Genomic DNA, 14,124 nt, shown 5'->3' on the forward strand with positions numbered 1-14,124 from the left:
TTGATAGAGGCACTGCCATCCCTCCACTCTCGACGAAAGCTTGAAGCCCATGATCCCCCGTTACTCCCGGCCGGAAATGGTGGCCATCTGGTCGCCGGAAACCAAATTCCGAATTTGGTTCGAGATCGAGGCGCATGCCTGCGATGCCTTGGCCGAAATCGGCGTGATTCCCAAGGAGGCCGCGAAGACCATCTGGGAAAAGGGTGGCGCCGCCAAGTTCGACGTCGATCGCATCGACGAGATCGAAGCGGTCACCAAGCACGATGTCATTGCCTTCCTGACCCATCTCGCCGAATTCGTCGGTCCCGACAGCCGCTTCATTCACCAAGGCATGACCTCGTCCGACGTTCTGGATACCTGCTTCAACGTTCAACTCGTCCGCGCGACGGATCTCATGCTCGCCGATCTTGACAAGTTGCTCGAAGCGCTGAAGCGGCGTGCCTTCGAACACAAGGACACGGTGACGATCGGCCGTTCTCACGGTATCCACGCCGAGCCGACCACCTTTGGTGTCAAACTTGCACTGGCCTATGCGGAGTTCGACCGGTGCAAGCAACGCCTTCTCGCCGCCCGCGAGGAAATTGCAATCTGTGCGATTTCCGGAGCAGTGGGCACCTTCGCCAATATCGATCCAAGGGTCGAGGAGCACGTTGCAAAGGCGCTTGGCCTCAAGCCTGAGCCCGTCTCGACCCAGGTGATCCCGCGTGATCGCCATGCGATGTATTTCGCGACGCTGGGCGTCATCGGCTCCTCGATCGAGCGTCTCGCAACCGAGATCCGGCATTTGCAGCGCACGGAGGTCCTGGAGGCGGAAGAGTATTTCTCTCCGGGTCAGAAGGGCTCTTCGGCGATGCCGCACAAACGTAACCCGGTGCTGACGGAAAACCTGACCGGTCTTGCCCGCATGGTTCGAGCCTTTGTCGTTCCGGCCATGGAGAACGTCGCGCTATGGCACGAACGCGATATCTCGCATTCCTCCGTCGAGCGCATGATCGGCCCGGATGCGACAGTCACGCTTGATTTCGCTCTGGCGCGCCTCACGAGCGTGATCGACAAGCTTCTTGTCTACCCGGAGAACATGCTGAAGAATATGAACAAGTTCCGCGGGCTTGTTCATTCGCAGCGCGTTCTCCTGGCCCTCACGCAGGCAGGCGTGTCACGCGAGGACGCCTATCGGCTCGTCCAGCGCAACGCCATGAAAGTGTGGGAGCAGGGTAAAGACTTCCTCGAAGAACTGCTCGCCGACACTGAAGTGCGCGCGGCACTCTCCGAAGAGGAAATCCGTGAGAAGTTCGACCTCGGCTATCACACCAAGCATGTCGACACGATCTTTCAGAGGGTCTTCGGCGCCGTTTAGAGCGTTCTGTTTTAGCGCTGGTTTTCGCCCGCATCTGACATCCGATGTTCAAATGCGGGCGAAGTCTTTAGCAGTCCTTTAGGTGCTCCATGAGAAGATCGAACCTGCGCAATCTGGTTCCGAGGAAGCCATGGTTTACAAGGAAAGCGTTCAGCGGGCCGCTCCACGCGAGCGGACCAGGATAACCGGTTCGGTAACCTGCAAGACGGGCTCCAGCAACGGTGTCGTTGTCGATCTTGCCGGCGAAGGAATTTGCTTCCAGCTGCTTTTCGATATCGGCGCCAGAATCGGCCAGGAAGTCACGATTCGAAGCGAGGAGCTTGGCTTTCTTTCCGGCATGGTGCGCTGGGTGCGCGGCGACAGGATCGGCATCAAGCTGAACCTGAATTCGAACACGGCCGCCCAGATCTCGTCCTATTACAAATTCTTTCGCTGATTGGTTCGATAACCGATTGAGAGACGGGACGTTGAAGACGATGAACGTTCCAACGTCCCTCTCCGAGCGCTATCGTGCCGTCCCGGGCGGCACGACCAGCTTGCGGTAGAGATGCCACGTGGCATGGCCGAGGATCGGCATGACCACGGCAAGCCCCACGAAGATCGGGATAGAGCCGATCACCAATCCGGCTGCGATGATCAAACCCCACAAGGCGACCGGTACGGGGTTGGCGAGCGTCGCCCTGATCGACGTCTCGACAGCCGTCAGCGCACCCACGTCTCGATCGAGGAGCAGCGGGAAGGTCACCACGCTGATCGATAGCACGACGACCGCAAAGACGAAGCCGACGAGATTGCCGACCAGGATCAGGTTCCAGCCCTGCTCCGTGCCTATCACATTGTTCCAGAACTCCGAGATCGTGGCCGGAGGCGTCGGCCCGAACATGGTCGTGTAAAGGCCTTGGGCGACCAGCAGCCAGACAACGAAGATGACGAACAGAATGGCGGCTACGGCAAGGATCGACGGGATCGCCGGATGGCGATGCAGCCGCATGACATGCGGCCAACGCGCATCCATGCCGAGTTCCCGGCGCCTGCTGACCTCGTAGAGGGCAATGGCAGCAACCGGCCCGATGAGGGCAAAGCCGGAGGCGAGCGGATAAAGCAGCGGCAACATGTTTGCTCCCGCGCTCCACGTCATCAATACGACGCCGGCGATGGGATATATGAGACAGAGAAACACATAATGCGACGGTTTCTCCCGGAAATCATCGAGCCCGAGACGCAACGCGTCGAACACATCTGCAATGCCAATCTTTCGTATGCCGGGATGCGTGACAGTAGGATCTGCCCCCGACAGAACATGGAAGGTTGTCATGGCTCACACTCCTCAACGAACCAGAGCGGCCACGGACCGCGACAGCGGCGTAACAAAAAGGCCGCTGCCGAACCGCGACCGTAAAGGCGATTATACATAAAATGCCGCGTCTGTCGCCTCCGCCTTGACTTCGGCCTTTTTCGTCGCCAAATCGCGATGATCATGAAGGTTTCCGAAACTCACATCCTCATCGTACCGGGTTACACCAACTCGGGTCCGAACCATTGGCAGACCCGATGGGAGCGCAAGCTGTCGACCGCACGCCGTGTCGAGCAGGCCGAGTGGTCGAAGCCGGTGCGGGAGGATTGGGTGGCCCGCATGATCGAAGAGGTGAATGCCGCCGAGAAGCCGGTCGTCATCGTCGCGCATTCGTTGGGCGTTGCCACGGCGATCCACGCGCTGCCACACTGCACGCAGCCGATTGCCGGCGCGTTCCTGGTCGCCCCGCCGGACGTCGCCAATCCCAAGATCCGGCCGAAGCACCTCATGACCTTCGGCCCCTATCCGCGCGATCCCCTTCCCTTTCCATCGCTCATGGTGGCCAGCCGCAACGATTCCTTCGGCTCTTACGAGCACGCCGGCGACATCGCCAATGCCTGGGGATCACTGCTCGTCGATGCCGGAGATGCGGGCCACATCAACACCGAGTCCGGCCACGGGCCCTGGCCAGAAGGATCGATGGTATTTGCTCAGTTTCTGAGCCGCCTGCGGGCTTAACGCTAAGCCTGACCCAGACCCGCTGCCGCAACTCGGAGATAGTCGAGAATGGTTTTCTGAAGCCTGCTCGGCAACCAGTTCTCCCGCACGGTGATACCGATGGTCCGCGTCCGGAGCCGGCTGCGCACTCGAGAAGAACCTGCAAAATAATGGCACTACCACATTTCCTTCATCAAACAGATGAAGTTCAGGCGACCAATCCGCCAAGGCCTACCGCCCGGTCGCATCCGGGCGGCGACATGCGTGCATCAATTCAGCTTTTCTGAACCTGCGTGACCGCTTCCGAGAGCAATTCCACCATCCGGAGGCGAATGTCGTCGTCCGAAATGGCTACGCCAGCCGCGTCGAAATCGGCCTTGATCTTGCGCACGACGTCCTCATGGCCGGCTTCCTCGAAGTCTGCGGCGACGATTTCGCGCGCATAGGCCTCCGGGTCCGACTTGGCGAGAAGACCGGCCGCCCAAAGGCCGAGCAGCTTGTTCCGGCGCGCGACGGCCCTGAACCTCAATTCCTCGTCCAGCGCAAACTTCGCCTCGAAAGCCTTCTCGCGGTCCTGCATCGTGTTCATCAGTCGATCTCCCTCAAATTTGCTGCCCGAAGCACCATCGTCATTAACCAAAAGGCTCCCGAAAGTGCAATGCGCCTTTTCGCCTTCGGCGGCTTTCATGATAGCCTAATCTAATTCGGGGATGGAAAGACAGGCCGATTGTTAATTGTCTTCTTTTCGGATATGGACCCGCTGAGAAAATTCCCAATGCGCCTCCCAAGAGCGCCAACAACCACAGAGACAAATCCATGAATCGTCGCCGCCGTATCTACGAGGGCAAGGCCAAGATCCTTTACGAGGGCCCGGAACCGGGTACGCTGATCCAGTTTTTCAAGGACGACGCCACCGCCTTCAACAAGAAGAAACATGACGTCATCGACGGCAAGGGCGTGCTCAACAACCGCATTTCCGAGTACATTTTCACCCATCTGAACAAGATCGGCATTCCGACGCATTTCATCCGCCGCCTCAACATGCGTGAGCAGTTGATCAAGGAAGTGGAGATCATCCCGCTCGAGATCGTCGTGCGCAATGTTGCTGCCGGCTCTCTCTCCAAGCGCCTTGGAATCGAGGAAGGCACAGTGCTGCCGCGCTCGATCATCGAGTTCTATTACAAGGCCGACGCGCTTGACGATCCGATGGTCTCCGAAGAGCACATCACAGCTTTCGGCTGGGCGAGCCCGCAGGAACTCGACGACATCATGGCGCTCGCCATCCGCATCAACGATTTCCTTTCCGGCCTCTTCCTCGGCGTCGGCATCCAGCTCGTCGATTTCAAGATCGAATGCGGCCGCCTCTACGAGGGCGACATGATGCGCATCATCCTTGCCGACGAGATTTCCCCCGACAGCTGCCGTCTCTGGGACATCGAGACGAAAGAAAAGATGGACAAGGACCGCTTCCGCCGCGATATGGGCGGTCTCGTCGAAGCCTATCAGGAAGTGGCCCGCCGCCTCGGCATCATCAACGAAAACGAGCCGCCGCGCGGTTCGGGTCCGGTGCTGGTCAAGTAATCTCGAGGGTAAGTCAAAGTGATCAAGGCACGCGTAACCGTGACGCTTAAGAACGGTGTTCTCGACCCGCAGGGCAAGGCGATCGAAGGCGCGCTCGGCGCCCTCGGCTTTGACGGCATAGGCCTGGTTCGGCAAGGCAAGGTCTTTGATCTGCAGCTGGAAACAGCCGACAAGGCGCAGGCTGAGGCCGACCTCAAGGCGATGTGCGAAAAGCTGCTCGCCAATACTGTTATCGAAAATTACAGCATTTCCCTCGCCTGACGGCGGGGGCGCCATTGCACTGCGTTGAAACGGCCCCGGAAGTCCTTATATGCCGGGGGCAAAGGCAAGATAGGTACGTCATGAAATCCGCCGTCGTTCAGCTTCCAGGTCTCAATCGCGACCGCGACATGATCGCTGCCCTGACCAAGATCTCCGGCAGCGCGCCAGTCACCGTCTGGCAGACCGAGACCGAGATCCCGGACGTTGATCTGATCGTCATCCCCGGCGGCTTTTCCTATGGCGATTATCTGCGCTGCGGCGCGATCGCGGCACGCATGCCCGTGATGCAGGCGATCAAGGCCCGGGCGGAACAAGGTGTCCGCGTCCTCGGCGTCTGCAACGGCTTCCAGATCCTGGTCGAAGCAGGCCTCCTGCCCGGCGCGCTGATGCGCAACGCCTCGCTGAAATTCGTCTGCCGAGAGGTGAAGCTGGAAGTCGTCAACTCGGACACGGCGTTTACCCGCGCCTACGCCAAAGGCCAGGTGATCCGCAGCCCCGTTGCCCACCACGATGGCAACTATTTCGCCGATGCGGAAACGTTGAAGGCGGTAGAAGGCAATGGCCAGGTCGTGTTTCGCTATGCCGAAGGAACCAATCCCAACGGCTCCGTCAACGACATTGCAGGCATCATAAACGCGAAGGGCAACGTGCTCGGAATGATGCCGCATCCGGAGAACCTGATCGAGTCAGCGCATGGCGGCGCCGACGGCCGGGGACTGTTCGCCTCCGCGCTCGACGTCATCGCTGCCTGATCTTCATTCACCGCGATTCCAGACGGAACCCGCACGCACATTTCCTGAAATTGCTTGGCCTTGTCTGAAATTGCTCCAGTTGCTGCTGCAAGGCGGCATTCGCAACGATCTCCCGCGGGACTCCTATGCAATCCATCCGTTTCGGACGTTTCCTTGCTCTCGCCTGTGTTACCGCGAGCCTGACGCTCATCACCGCTTGCCAGTCGGGACGTCCCGCAGCGCCGGCCGCCAGCTCCGCCGCCCTGCCGACGATGGAGCGCGTCGCTCTCGGGGCGAACGGTTGCTGGTTCAAGTCGGGCGATGCAGCGTTCAAGGCCTATCGCCTCGCTCCGGAACTCAACTCATTCTCCGGACGTCCCCGCATCCTGATCGTCCCGCGCAACTCACCGGAATCACGGCCGCTTGCCGTGGTGGAGGCCGAGGGTCACCCCGCCAGACTGCAGGCCTTCGGCCCTCTGATGAGCGAGCCGGTAGGCACGCGCATGGCCGCCGACGTGCGCCGTTGGGCAGTGGGCGGCAAGGGCTGCAGCTGATCTGTCATCTGCGGCAACGCGACCGCCGCGTTGCCGCGCTCTGCCTCCCGTCACTCCCGTTCTGTGGCAGGAGTGAGGAAGGAAGCATTGCCTCACACCCTACCGCCAGAACGGGACCGCAGACTCGCGCCGCGCCTGGGATTCGCTCACACCTATGTCGTCGAGCAGATGTGTGCTCAGTTCATCAAGCGCCAGACGGCTGCGCCGTTTGGCAGCCAAGGCGCAGTAAAACTGCCAGAGCCGTGAAAACAGGTTTCCCGCATTCCTAACCGGATCAATGTCGAAGTGAACCGGCGGCGGCGGCAGCCGCTTCAGAGGTCGAATTGTATCAATTGCACCCATTGTACCACCAATGTCCTCATTGCACTCCTACGACAGAGATAATTGACAGCGTTTGGCGCGCAATATAGATAATTGTCACTATGACAACTTGGCTGCCAGACATCGAACAGGGCCACGGCCCGCTTTACGCGCGCATCGCCGACCAGATTGAAGAGGCGATAGGCAACGGCACCCTGCCCGTCGGCACGAAGTTGCCGCCCCAACGCAATCTTGCATTCGATGTCGGCGTGACGATCGGCACGATCGGACGCGCCTATGGGATTGTCCGCGAGCGAGGCCTGGTCAGCGGCGAGGTCGGGCGCGGTACCTACGTTCTCGACCACCCGGAGAGCCGGCCGCCGGAACAGTCGGACCCGCTGACGACGTCGCTGTCAGGGACGCGCCCGCTCATCGCCCCTGCCGGAAAGCTCCGCTTCGACAGCACGGCCGCGCCCGACATAGGACAGGGTGACATTCTGGCTAGATTGCTCAGCGAGATCAGCCGCGAGCATCATCGGGACATTGCGAGCTATGCCCGCAATTTTCCAGAGCATTGGTTCGAGGCAGGGTCTCAATGGCTCGCACGGGAGAGCTTCCGCCCGGCGCCGGAAACGGTGGTTCCGACGCTCGGCGCCCACGCCGCAGTCGTCGCGGTAATCTCCGCCGTCACCTCGCCTGGCGATCGCATTGCCTTCGAGACTCTGACCTACTCCCAGATCAGCCGCAGCGCAGGCCTCATCGGCCGGCGGATCGCACTGGTCGAGAGCGACGAGTTCGGAATGCGGCCGGAAGACTTCGAGCGCGTCTGCGCACAACAGCACCCGAAACTCGCCTTTCTCATGCCCGGCGCCCAGAATCCGACCGTCGCCGTCATGCCCCTCGACCGGCGCCGGGCGATTGCCGATATAGCGCGCAAGTACGGCGTCTGGCTGATCGAGGACAACCTCTACGGCTCGATGACCGGAGACCCGCTTCCGCTGCTCGTGGAGCTTGCGCCCGAGCGGACTTTTCTTGTCGGCGGGCTCTCGAAGTCCGTTGCAGCCGGCGTACGCGGCGGCTGGGTCGCTTGCCCGCCGCATTTCAGTCAACGTATTCGCGTGGCCCATAAGATGGTGAGCGGCGGCCTGCCTTTCATTCTCGCAGAACTATGCGCCCGCCTGGTCCTCTCGGGATCCGCATCCGTATTGCGTAATCGCGGCGTGGAGGAAATCGGTGCGCGCGTAGCGTTGGCTCGCGAAATCTTTTCCGGGTTCGAGTTCAACTCGCATTCCAAGATCCCGTTTTTCTGGCTGAAACTGCCCGAGCCGTGGCTTTCCGGAACATTCAAGCAGGCCGCTCTTCAGGAAGGCGTGCTCATCGACGACGAGGACGAGTTCAAGGCCGGACGTTCCGACCGGGTTTTCCATCGCATCCGCGTCGGCTTCTCCTCTCCCGTCGACCGATCGGAGGTGAAGCGAGGCTTCGACGTTCTGCGGCGTCTGCTCGACAGTGGACGCGTCGGATACGACAGTTTCGATTGACGGTCCATTCTCGAATGGTGACTTTCGCGCAAGCCTCGGCAATCTATCCACGCTTTTGATACCGCGTTGATTGATTCGCACTGGAAGGTTTCAGCATGAGAGATTTTCGCTCGTTTGCAGGTCGGGGCAGAAAGGCCTTCGTTGTCGCTCTGGTCTTGTCAAGCGCTTCGATGGCCGGCATTACGCAAGCGAGTGCTGCAGAGATCTTCGATGAGCTCCGGTTCGGCGCTACGGCCTCGATCAGTGACGGCTCAAATCAGGAGAATGGCGCCTTTCCCTCCCTCACAGTTTTTTTTGACCCGCTCGGCGCCGACAGCGCGAACGGCTTGGTGGAAAAAATCCTGCGGCCCCGGTTCCATGCCGGCGCGTCCGTTGCGACGTCGTCAACCGGAGTGAGCGAGATCTACAGCGGCCTCAGTTGGACCGCCGACGTCACCGAGCGGTTCTTCGTCGAGATCGGCGCCGGCGCTACCGTTCATGACGGCAATCTCAACGATGATGGATCCGAAGGTCCAAAACTCGGCTGTCGCCTGTTGTTTCGCGAATATGCAGCCGCGGGCTACCGGTTCGACGACCACTGGAACCTCTCGGCCACAGTCGAACATGCATCCAATGCCAACCTTTGCGACGGCCCGAACGACGGCCTGACGCGTGCGGGGCTGATGCTCGGATACGAGTTCTAGAGGGATCGATTCGACCTGAAAACATCGTCCGATAGAACGCCTTTCCGTGATACAAATCTGCGCCGACGCCCTGTTGATCGCCCGTATTTTTCTGTCGCACCATGCCGCGGCATAGGCTAAAGAAGCCGCAAAGTGCCCTATAGCGCCGCGCGAAGGATTGACGGTCGACGATGACGATTTCCAACACCCGCCCCATCACCCCGGACCTGATCGCTTCGCACGGGCTCAAGCCTGACGAATACGAACGCATTCTGAACCTGATCGGGCGCGAGCCGACCTTTACGGAGCTCGGCATCTTCTCGGCAATGTGGAACGAGCATTGCTCATACAAATCCTCGAAGAAATGGCTGCGCACGCTTCCGACCAAGGGGCCGCGCGTCATCCAGGGACCCGGTGAGAACGCCGGCGTGGTCGACATCGACGACGGGGATTGCGTCGTATTCAAGATGGAAAGCCACAACCACCCCTCCTACATCGAACCCTACCAGGGCGCAGCTACGGGCGTCGGCGGCATACTGCGTGACGTCTTCACCATGGGTGCGCGTCCCATTGCGGCGATGAACGCGCTGCGTTTCGGTTCTCCGGATCACCCGAAGACCCGGCACCTCGTCTCCGGGGTCGTAGCTGGCGTCGGCGGTTACGGCAATTCCTTCGGCGTGCCGACCGTCGGCGGCGAAGTCGAGTTCGACGCGCGCTATAACGGCAACATTCTCGTCAATGCCTTCGCGGCAGGCCTCGCCAAAACAGATGCGATCTTCTATTCCAAGGCGGAAGGCGTCGGCCTCCCCGTCGTCTATCTCGGTGCAAAGACCGGCCGCGACGGCGTCGGCGGTGCGACCATGGCATCTGCCGAGTTCGATGAATCGATCGAAGAAAAGCGCCCGACCGTTCAAGTCGGCGATCCCTTTACAGAGAAGTGCCTGCTCGAGGCCTGCCTGGAGTTGATGCAGACCGGCGCGGTCATCGCGATCCAGGACATGGGCGCGGCCGGCCTCACCTGCTCGGCCGTCGAAATGGGCGCCAAGGGCGATCTCGGCATCGAGCTCGATCTCGACAAGGTGCCGGTGCGCGAAGAGCGCATGACCGCTTACGAGATGATGCTTTCCGAAAGCCAGGAGCGCATGCTCATGGTGCTGCGCCCGGAGAAGGAAGAGGAAGCCAAGGCGATCTTCGTCAAATGGGGCCTCGATTTCGCAATCGTCGGCAAGACCACCGACGACCTGCGTTTCCGTATCCTGCATCAGGGCGAAGAAGTGGCGAACCTGCCGATCAAGGAACTCGGCGACGAGGCACCGGAATATGATCGGCCCTGGACGCCGGCCAAGGTGCCCTCGCCGCTCGCCACCAATGACATCCCGCAGGCTGATGTCGCCGATACACTCTTGCAACTCGTCGGCTCCGCCAACAATTCCTCGCGCCGCTGGGTTTATGAGCAGTATGACACGCTGATCCAGGGCAATTCGCTGCAGCTTCCGGGGGGCGACGCCGGCGTGGTTCGCGTCGAGGGCCATGAGGCCAAGGCGCTTGCATTCTCTTCGGACGTGACGCCGCGCTATGTCGAAGCCGATCCGTTCGAGGGTGGCAAGCAGGCAGTCGCCGAATGCTGGCGCAACCTGACCGCGACCGGCGCGCTGCCGCTCGCCGCAACCGACAATCTCAACTTCGGCAACCCCGAGCGTCCCGAGATCATGAGCCAGCTCGTCCATGCGATCAAAGGCATAGGTGAAGCCTGCCAGGCGCTCGACTTTCCGATCGTCTCCGGAAACGTGTCGCTTTATAACGAGACCAACGGACAGGCTATCCTGCCGACCCCCACGATCGGCGGCGTCGGCCTCGTCCGCGACTGGTCGAAAATGGCGCGGATACGCTTTGCTGTTGCGGACGAAACCATCCTTCTTGCCGGCGCTCCAAAAAGCTGGGGAACACACATTGGCCAGTCCGTCTACATGCGCGACATTCACGGCCGCACGGATGGTCCGGCGCCGCATGTCGACCTCGCCCATGAACGCAAGGTCGGCGATTTCGTTCGCGGGCTGATCGGCGACGGTCTGGTCACGGCCGTCCACGACTGCTCGTCGGGCGGACTTGCACTGGCCGTGGCCGAGATGGCCATGGCTTCCGGCATCGGCGCGACGATCGCGGCACCGGCGGAGCACGACGCGATTCCGGTCTTCTACGGCGAGGATCAAGGTCGCTATGTCGTAACCGTCGCAAATGGCGCGGTCGAGACGGTGGCTGCTCGGGCAAAAGCCGCCGGAGTTGCGCTGCCGGTAATTGGCAGGACCGGCGGAGATGCGGTGAAGCTCGGGGATGCAAGACCCGTTTCGGTAAACGCCTTGCGTTCCGCGCATGAAGCGTGGTTCCCCAATTATATGGGCGGCGATCTTGCGCCGGACAATTGATCCGCCGACCGGGCGGACGGCGGAAACAGCATTTGCGTTCGGCCCCTGAATCGTGTTTCCCTTGGGACCATAGCGAGCGGCAGCAATGTTGCCGCCCCAAAAATGACAAGGGAGTTGGCGTATCATGCCCATGGCACCAGGCGATATCGAAGACATGATCAAAGCCGGGATTCCGGGTGCGAAGGTCACGATCCGCGATCTGGCCGGTGACGGCGACCACTATGCCGCCGAAGTCGTGGCCGAAGCGTTTCGCGGCAAGACGCGCGTGCAGCAGCACCAGATGGTTTACAATGCTCTGAAGGGCAATATGGGCGGCATTCTTCATGCACTTGCCCTGCAGACCAGCGCGCCGGAGTAGCCGGAATGGCCAACCTGGTCAAGGAGCTCGTGAGCGGGGTCGTTGACAGCGCACTGAAAGAGATACTCAAGAAAACGAGAACGACCGCGACCAAGCGGACCAGACGGCGAAACAGAAAAACCGCATCCGACGGCGGCATACTGGCGGATATCGTTGAGGTGGCTTTCCGTAAGCCGGCAAAAAAGCAGGTGAGCCGTCGCCGGACCGCGGCCTCCCGGAATAAACTGCGCCGCCGCGCAAAGTCGTAATCGCGTTCAGCTTCCTCATTCCGCTGCTAGAGTGGTGCGGAAGCCGAACTTTGAGGGCCCATCAATAATTTTGTGATTGGGTGGTGAAAACCACGCGCATGCGTGCTATCTAGACCCCGATCGACATCCGGTCCTTGAAACCGGTGCAGGAAGGAAGACGAGATGAGCGGAATCAACGATTTCATCGACGCCGAAGTCAAGACGAACGACGTCGTTCTTTTCATGAAGGGAACGCCCCAGTTTCCGCAGTGCGGCTTCTCCGGCCAAGTGGTGCAGATCCTGGATTATGTCGGCGTCGACTACAAGGGCATCAACGTGCTCGCCGATGCGGATCTGCGCCAGGGCATTAAGGATTATTCCAGCTGGCCGACCATTCCGCAGCTTTATGTGAAGGGCGAATTCGTCGGCGGCTGCGACATCGTGCGGGAAATGTTCCAGGCGGGAGAGCTTCAGTCGCTTCTTCAGGGACAGGGCATCTCCGTCAAGGGTGCCGCGTAGCAACGCTCCAACACCTCCGAACCGCATCTTTGCGTTTATCGGAAAAGGCGGGTAACCGCCTTTTTTGATTCCCAAGCAATATGCCGCAGCTCTAATTTTCGATGCGCTTCATGAGCGAGCGGCGATACTCCAATCAGATATGACGCGCCGTAAGCATCGGCGTGCCTGCTTTTTTCGGGCATCTTCTTCGATCTCCGCCGAATAGCGTACTGCGTCCATTTCGATCCAACACAACAAAAGACTGAATATTCAGTGAACTCGATCATTGCGAAACGTGCCACGCACTGGCTCAGCGCGGCAAAGAACCGGCTGCGGGCAAGCTGCAGCCGGCAGGATGTATGAAATGACAAGGCCACTAGATCAAACTGCCACCCTCTCCGGATTGACCAAGGTTCAGTTCATTGCTCTCATGGCAATGCTTATGTCGATCAACGCGATCTCGATCGACATCATGTTGCCGGGGCTGCAGGAAATCGGCGCGAGCCTCGGTGTGGCCGATGAGAACCACCGGCAATACGTCATAACCGCCTACCTGCTCGGCATGGGATTTGCGCAGCTGTTCTTTGGCCCGCTATCCGATCGTTTCGGGCGAAAGGCACCCTTGTTGGGAGGCCTGGCGCTTTACGGCGTCTGCGCACTCGCGATCGTCTTCGTCCCGACATTCACGACGCTCCTGTTCCTTCGGCTCGTACAGGGCGTAGGCGCGGCGGCAACCCGCGTCATCACTGTCTCAATAGTGCGCGATGTCTATGGCGGGCGGCAAATGGCAGAGATCATGTCGCTGGTCATGATGGTGTTCATGATCGTCCCGGTCATTGCACCGAGTATCGGGCAATTGATCATGCTGTTTTCCGAATGGCACATGATCTTCGTCGTAATCGGATTGTTTGCGGTCGCCGTCGCGCTTCCCGTATCGCTGCGGCTTCGTGAAACCCTGGCCCCCGAGAACCGGCGCGCCTTCACGGCGTCATCCGTGATCGCCGGCTTCCGCATCGTCCTGACGAACCGGCTGGCGCTCTTCTACACCCTGGCAACCTCGGCGCTTCTCGGCGGCCTGTTCGGCTTTATCAACTCTGCGCAGCAGATTCTCGTCGGAGTCTATGGTCTCGGCGTCTGGTTTCCGGCTGTTTTCGCCGCTTTCGCCGGCATGATGGCGGTCGCCTCCTTCACCAATTCGCGCCTCGTGCGGACGTTCGGCATGCGGGCATTGTCGCATGCCGCACTTCTCGGCTTCACGCTGGCGAGTTTCATCTGGATGTCGGCTTCCCTGATCGGGCCGCTGCCTCTGCCGCTCTTCATGCTTCTCCATGCCGCCACCATGTTTCAGTTCGGGCTGATAGCCGCAAACTTCAACGCCATGGCGATGGAGCCGCTCGGTCACGTGGCTGGCACCGCCTCCTCTGTTCTTGGTTTCACGCAGACGATCGGCGGCGGCATCATCGGTGCGTTCATCGGCCAAGCCTTCGACAATAGCGTCACGCCCCTTGCGATCGGCTTCTTTACAGTGGCCGTCGTCGCCCTGGCCTGTGTGCTGATCGCAGAGGGCGGAAAGCTATTCAAACCGCACAATCCGGCGGGTTAGCCGGATTCCCCAGTTTT

17 protein-coding genes are annotated in these 14,124 nt (G+C 60.3%); 14 read left to right on the top strand and 3 right to left on the bottom strand.

Annotated features, from left to right (window positions below; genetic code table 11):
- The first annotated feature begins 49 nt into the window (after positions 1–49).
- Both purB and FB009_RS19290 read left to right on the top strand, forming a co-directional pair.
- Positions 50–1,357 carry an adenylosuccinate lyase gene (gene purB / locus FB009_RS19285; protein ID WP_102045588.1) on the top strand — a complete coding sequence of 436 codons (1,308 nt, stop codon included), beginning with the start codon at positions 50–52 and terminating at the stop codon, positions 1,355–1,357.
- A gap of 130 nt (positions 1,358–1,487) precedes the next feature.
- Positions 1,488–1,793 carry a PilZ domain-containing protein gene (locus tag FB009_RS19290; RefSeq protein WP_011975648.1) on the top strand — a complete coding sequence of 102 codons (306 nt, stop codon included), beginning with the start codon at positions 1,488–1,490 and terminating at the stop codon, positions 1,791–1,793.
- A gap of 69 nt (positions 1,794–1,862) precedes the next feature.
- Here FB009_RS19290 and FB009_RS19295 read toward each other — a convergent pair whose 3' ends face one another.
- Positions 1,863–2,672 (bottom strand): DUF2189 domain-containing protein, encoded by an 810-nt coding sequence (locus FB009_RS19295; RefSeq protein ID WP_102045587.1) that lies wholly within the window; start codon positions 2,670–2,672, stop codon positions 1,863–1,865.
- 162 nt (positions 2,673–2,834) lie between these two features.
- Between FB009_RS19295 and FB009_RS19300 the strand changes: the two genes are divergently transcribed.
- Positions 2,835–3,389: an RBBP9/YdeN family alpha/beta hydrolase gene (locus FB009_RS19300; protein ID WP_024311453.1), complete on the top strand. Its 555-nt coding sequence runs from the start codon at positions 2,835–2,837 to the stop codon at positions 3,387–3,389.
- Between the two features lie 253 nt (positions 3,390–3,642).
- Here FB009_RS19300 and FB009_RS19310 read toward each other — a convergent pair whose 3' ends face one another.
- Positions 3,643–3,957: a DUF1476 domain-containing protein gene (locus tag FB009_RS19310; RefSeq protein ID WP_011975651.1), complete on the bottom strand. Its 315-nt coding sequence runs from the start codon at positions 3,955–3,957 to the stop codon at positions 3,643–3,645.
- 227 nt (positions 3,958–4,184) lie between these two features.
- On the opposite strand from FB009_RS19310, the gene purC reads away from it, so the two are divergent.
- From purC to FB009_RS19330, 4 genes are all read left to right on the top strand, one after another.
- Complete coding sequence (purC, locus tag FB009_RS19315; protein ID WP_011975652.1) at positions 4,185–4,949, top strand: phosphoribosylaminoimidazolesuccinocarboxamide synthase; 765 nt, start codon at positions 4,185–4,187, stop codon at positions 4,947–4,949.
- An 18-nt stretch (positions 4,950–4,967) separates the two neighbouring features.
- Positions 4,968–5,210, top strand: a complete 243-nt coding sequence (gene purS, locus FB009_RS19320; protein WP_011975653.1) for a phosphoribosylformylglycinamidine synthase subunit PurS — start codon at positions 4,968–4,970, stop codon at positions 5,208–5,210.
- Positions 5,211–5,290: 80 nt separating this feature from the next.
- On the top strand, positions 5,291–5,962 hold the full coding sequence (gene purQ, locus FB009_RS19325; RefSeq protein WP_011975654.1) for a phosphoribosylformylglycinamidine synthase subunit PurQ: 672 nt from the start codon (positions 5,291–5,293) through the stop codon (positions 5,960–5,962).
- Between the two features lie 125 nt (positions 5,963–6,087).
- Positions 6,088–6,495: a hypothetical protein gene (locus tag FB009_RS19330; protein ID WP_011975655.1), complete on the top strand. Its 408-nt coding sequence runs from the start codon at positions 6,088–6,090 to the stop codon at positions 6,493–6,495.
- A 99-nt stretch (positions 6,496–6,594) separates the two neighbouring features.
- Here FB009_RS19330 and FB009_RS19335 read toward each other — a convergent pair whose 3' ends face one another.
- Positions 6,595–6,837, bottom strand: a complete 243-nt coding sequence (locus FB009_RS19335; protein ID WP_011975656.1) for a DUF1127 domain-containing protein — start codon at positions 6,835–6,837, stop codon at positions 6,595–6,597.
- Positions 6,838–6,917: 80 nt separating this feature from the next.
- On the opposite strand from FB009_RS19335, the gene FB009_RS19340 reads away from it, so the two are divergent.
- From FB009_RS19340 to FB009_RS19370, 7 genes are all read left to right on the top strand, one after another.
- Complete coding sequence (locus FB009_RS19340; RefSeq protein WP_018208318.1) at positions 6,918–8,336, top strand: aminotransferase-like domain-containing protein; 1,419 nt, start codon at positions 6,918–6,920, stop codon at positions 8,334–8,336.
- 95 nt (positions 8,337–8,431) lie between these two features.
- Positions 8,432–9,019, top strand: coding sequence for an acyloxyacyl hydrolase (locus FB009_RS19345; protein ID WP_011975658.1), 588 nt, complete (start codon positions 8,432–8,434; stop codon positions 9,017–9,019).
- A 170-nt stretch (positions 9,020–9,189) separates the two neighbouring features.
- Positions 9,190–11,421 carry a phosphoribosylformylglycinamidine synthase subunit PurL gene (gene purL / locus FB009_RS19350; protein ID WP_011975659.1) on the top strand — a complete coding sequence of 744 codons (2,232 nt, stop codon included), beginning with the start codon at positions 9,190–9,192 and terminating at the stop codon, positions 11,419–11,421.
- A gap of 124 nt (positions 11,422–11,545) precedes the next feature.
- Complete coding sequence (locus FB009_RS19355) at positions 11,546–11,779, top strand: BolA/IbaG family iron-sulfur metabolism protein (RefSeq protein ID WP_003531391.1); 234 nt, start codon at positions 11,546–11,548, stop codon at positions 11,777–11,779.
- A 5-nt stretch (positions 11,780–11,784) separates the two neighbouring features.
- Entirely contained in the window at positions 11,785–12,027 is a 243-nt protein-coding gene (locus FB009_RS19360; RefSeq protein WP_011975660.1) for a hypothetical protein, read from the top strand.
- 162 nt (positions 12,028–12,189) lie between these two features.
- Positions 12,190–12,525: a Grx4 family monothiol glutaredoxin gene (gene grxD / locus FB009_RS19365; RefSeq protein WP_011975661.1), complete on the top strand. Its 336-nt coding sequence runs from the start codon at positions 12,190–12,192 to the stop codon at positions 12,523–12,525.
- Positions 12,526–12,859: 334 nt separating this feature from the next.
- A complete protein-coding gene (locus FB009_RS19370; protein ID WP_024311451.1) occupies positions 12,860–14,107 on the top strand; it encodes a multidrug effflux MFS transporter in 1,248 nt (415 codons plus the stop codon).
- Positions 14,108–14,124 lie beyond the last annotated feature (17 nt).

The organism is Sinorhizobium medicae (assembly GCF_007827695.1).
Classification (GTDB): domain Bacteria; phylum Pseudomonadota; class Alphaproteobacteria; order Rhizobiales; family Rhizobiaceae; genus Sinorhizobium; species Sinorhizobium medicae.

What these genes read in the sequence shown, in the direction of transcription:
- purQ (WP_011975654.1), top strand. Translation starts at nt 5,291, where the DNA reads ATGAAATCCGCCGTCGTTCAGCTTCCAGGTCTCAATCGCGACCGCGAC.
- purB (WP_102045588.1), top strand. Translation starts at nt 50, where the DNA reads ATGATCCCCCGTTACTCCCGGCCGGAAATGGTGGCCATCTGGTCGCCG.
- FB009_RS19335 (WP_011975656.1), bottom strand. Translation starts at nt 6,837, where the DNA reads ATGGGTGCAATTGATACAATTCGACCTCTGAAGCGGCTGCCGCCGCCG.
- FB009_RS19330 (WP_011975655.1), top strand. Translation starts at nt 6,088, where the DNA reads ATGCAATCCATCCGTTTCGGACGTTTCCTTGCTCTCGCCTGTGTTACC.
- FB009_RS19300 (WP_024311453.1), top strand. Translation starts at nt 2,835, where the DNA reads ATGAAGGTTTCCGAAACTCACATCCTCATCGTACCGGGTTACACCAAC.
- FB009_RS19295 (WP_102045587.1), bottom strand. Translation starts at nt 2,672, where the DNA reads ATGACAACCTTCCATGTTCTGTCGGGGGCAGATCCTACTGTCACGCAT.
- FB009_RS19370 (WP_024311451.1), top strand. Translation starts at nt 12,860, where the DNA reads ATGTATGAAATGACAAGGCCACTAGATCAAACTGCCACCCTCTCCGGA.
- FB009_RS19340 (WP_018208318.1), top strand. Translation starts at nt 6,918, where the DNA reads ATGACAACTTGGCTGCCAGACATCGAACAGGGCCACGGCCCGCTTTAC.
- FB009_RS19345 (WP_011975658.1), top strand. Translation starts at nt 8,432, where the DNA reads ATGAGAGATTTTCGCTCGTTTGCAGGTCGGGGCAGAAAGGCCTTCGTT.
- purC (WP_011975652.1), top strand. Translation starts at nt 4,185, where the DNA reads ATGAATCGTCGCCGCCGTATCTACGAGGGCAAGGCCAAGATCCTTTAC.
- FB009_RS19290 (WP_011975648.1), top strand. Translation starts at nt 1,488, where the DNA reads ATGGTTTACAAGGAAAGCGTTCAGCGGGCCGCTCCACGCGAGCGGACC.
- purL (WP_011975659.1), top strand. Translation starts at nt 9,190, where the DNA reads ATGACGATTTCCAACACCCGCCCCATCACCCCGGACCTGATCGCTTCG.
- grxD (WP_011975661.1), top strand. Translation starts at nt 12,190, where the DNA reads ATGAGCGGAATCAACGATTTCATCGACGCCGAAGTCAAGACGAACGAC.
- FB009_RS19355 (WP_003531391.1), top strand. Translation starts at nt 11,546, where the DNA reads ATGCCCATGGCACCAGGCGATATCGAAGACATGATCAAAGCCGGGATT.
- FB009_RS19310 (WP_011975651.1), bottom strand. Translation starts at nt 3,957, where the DNA reads ATGAACACGATGCAGGACCGCGAGAAGGCTTTCGAGGCGAAGTTTGCG.
- FB009_RS19360 (WP_011975660.1), top strand. Translation starts at nt 11,785, where the DNA reads ATGGCCAACCTGGTCAAGGAGCTCGTGAGCGGGGTCGTTGACAGCGCA.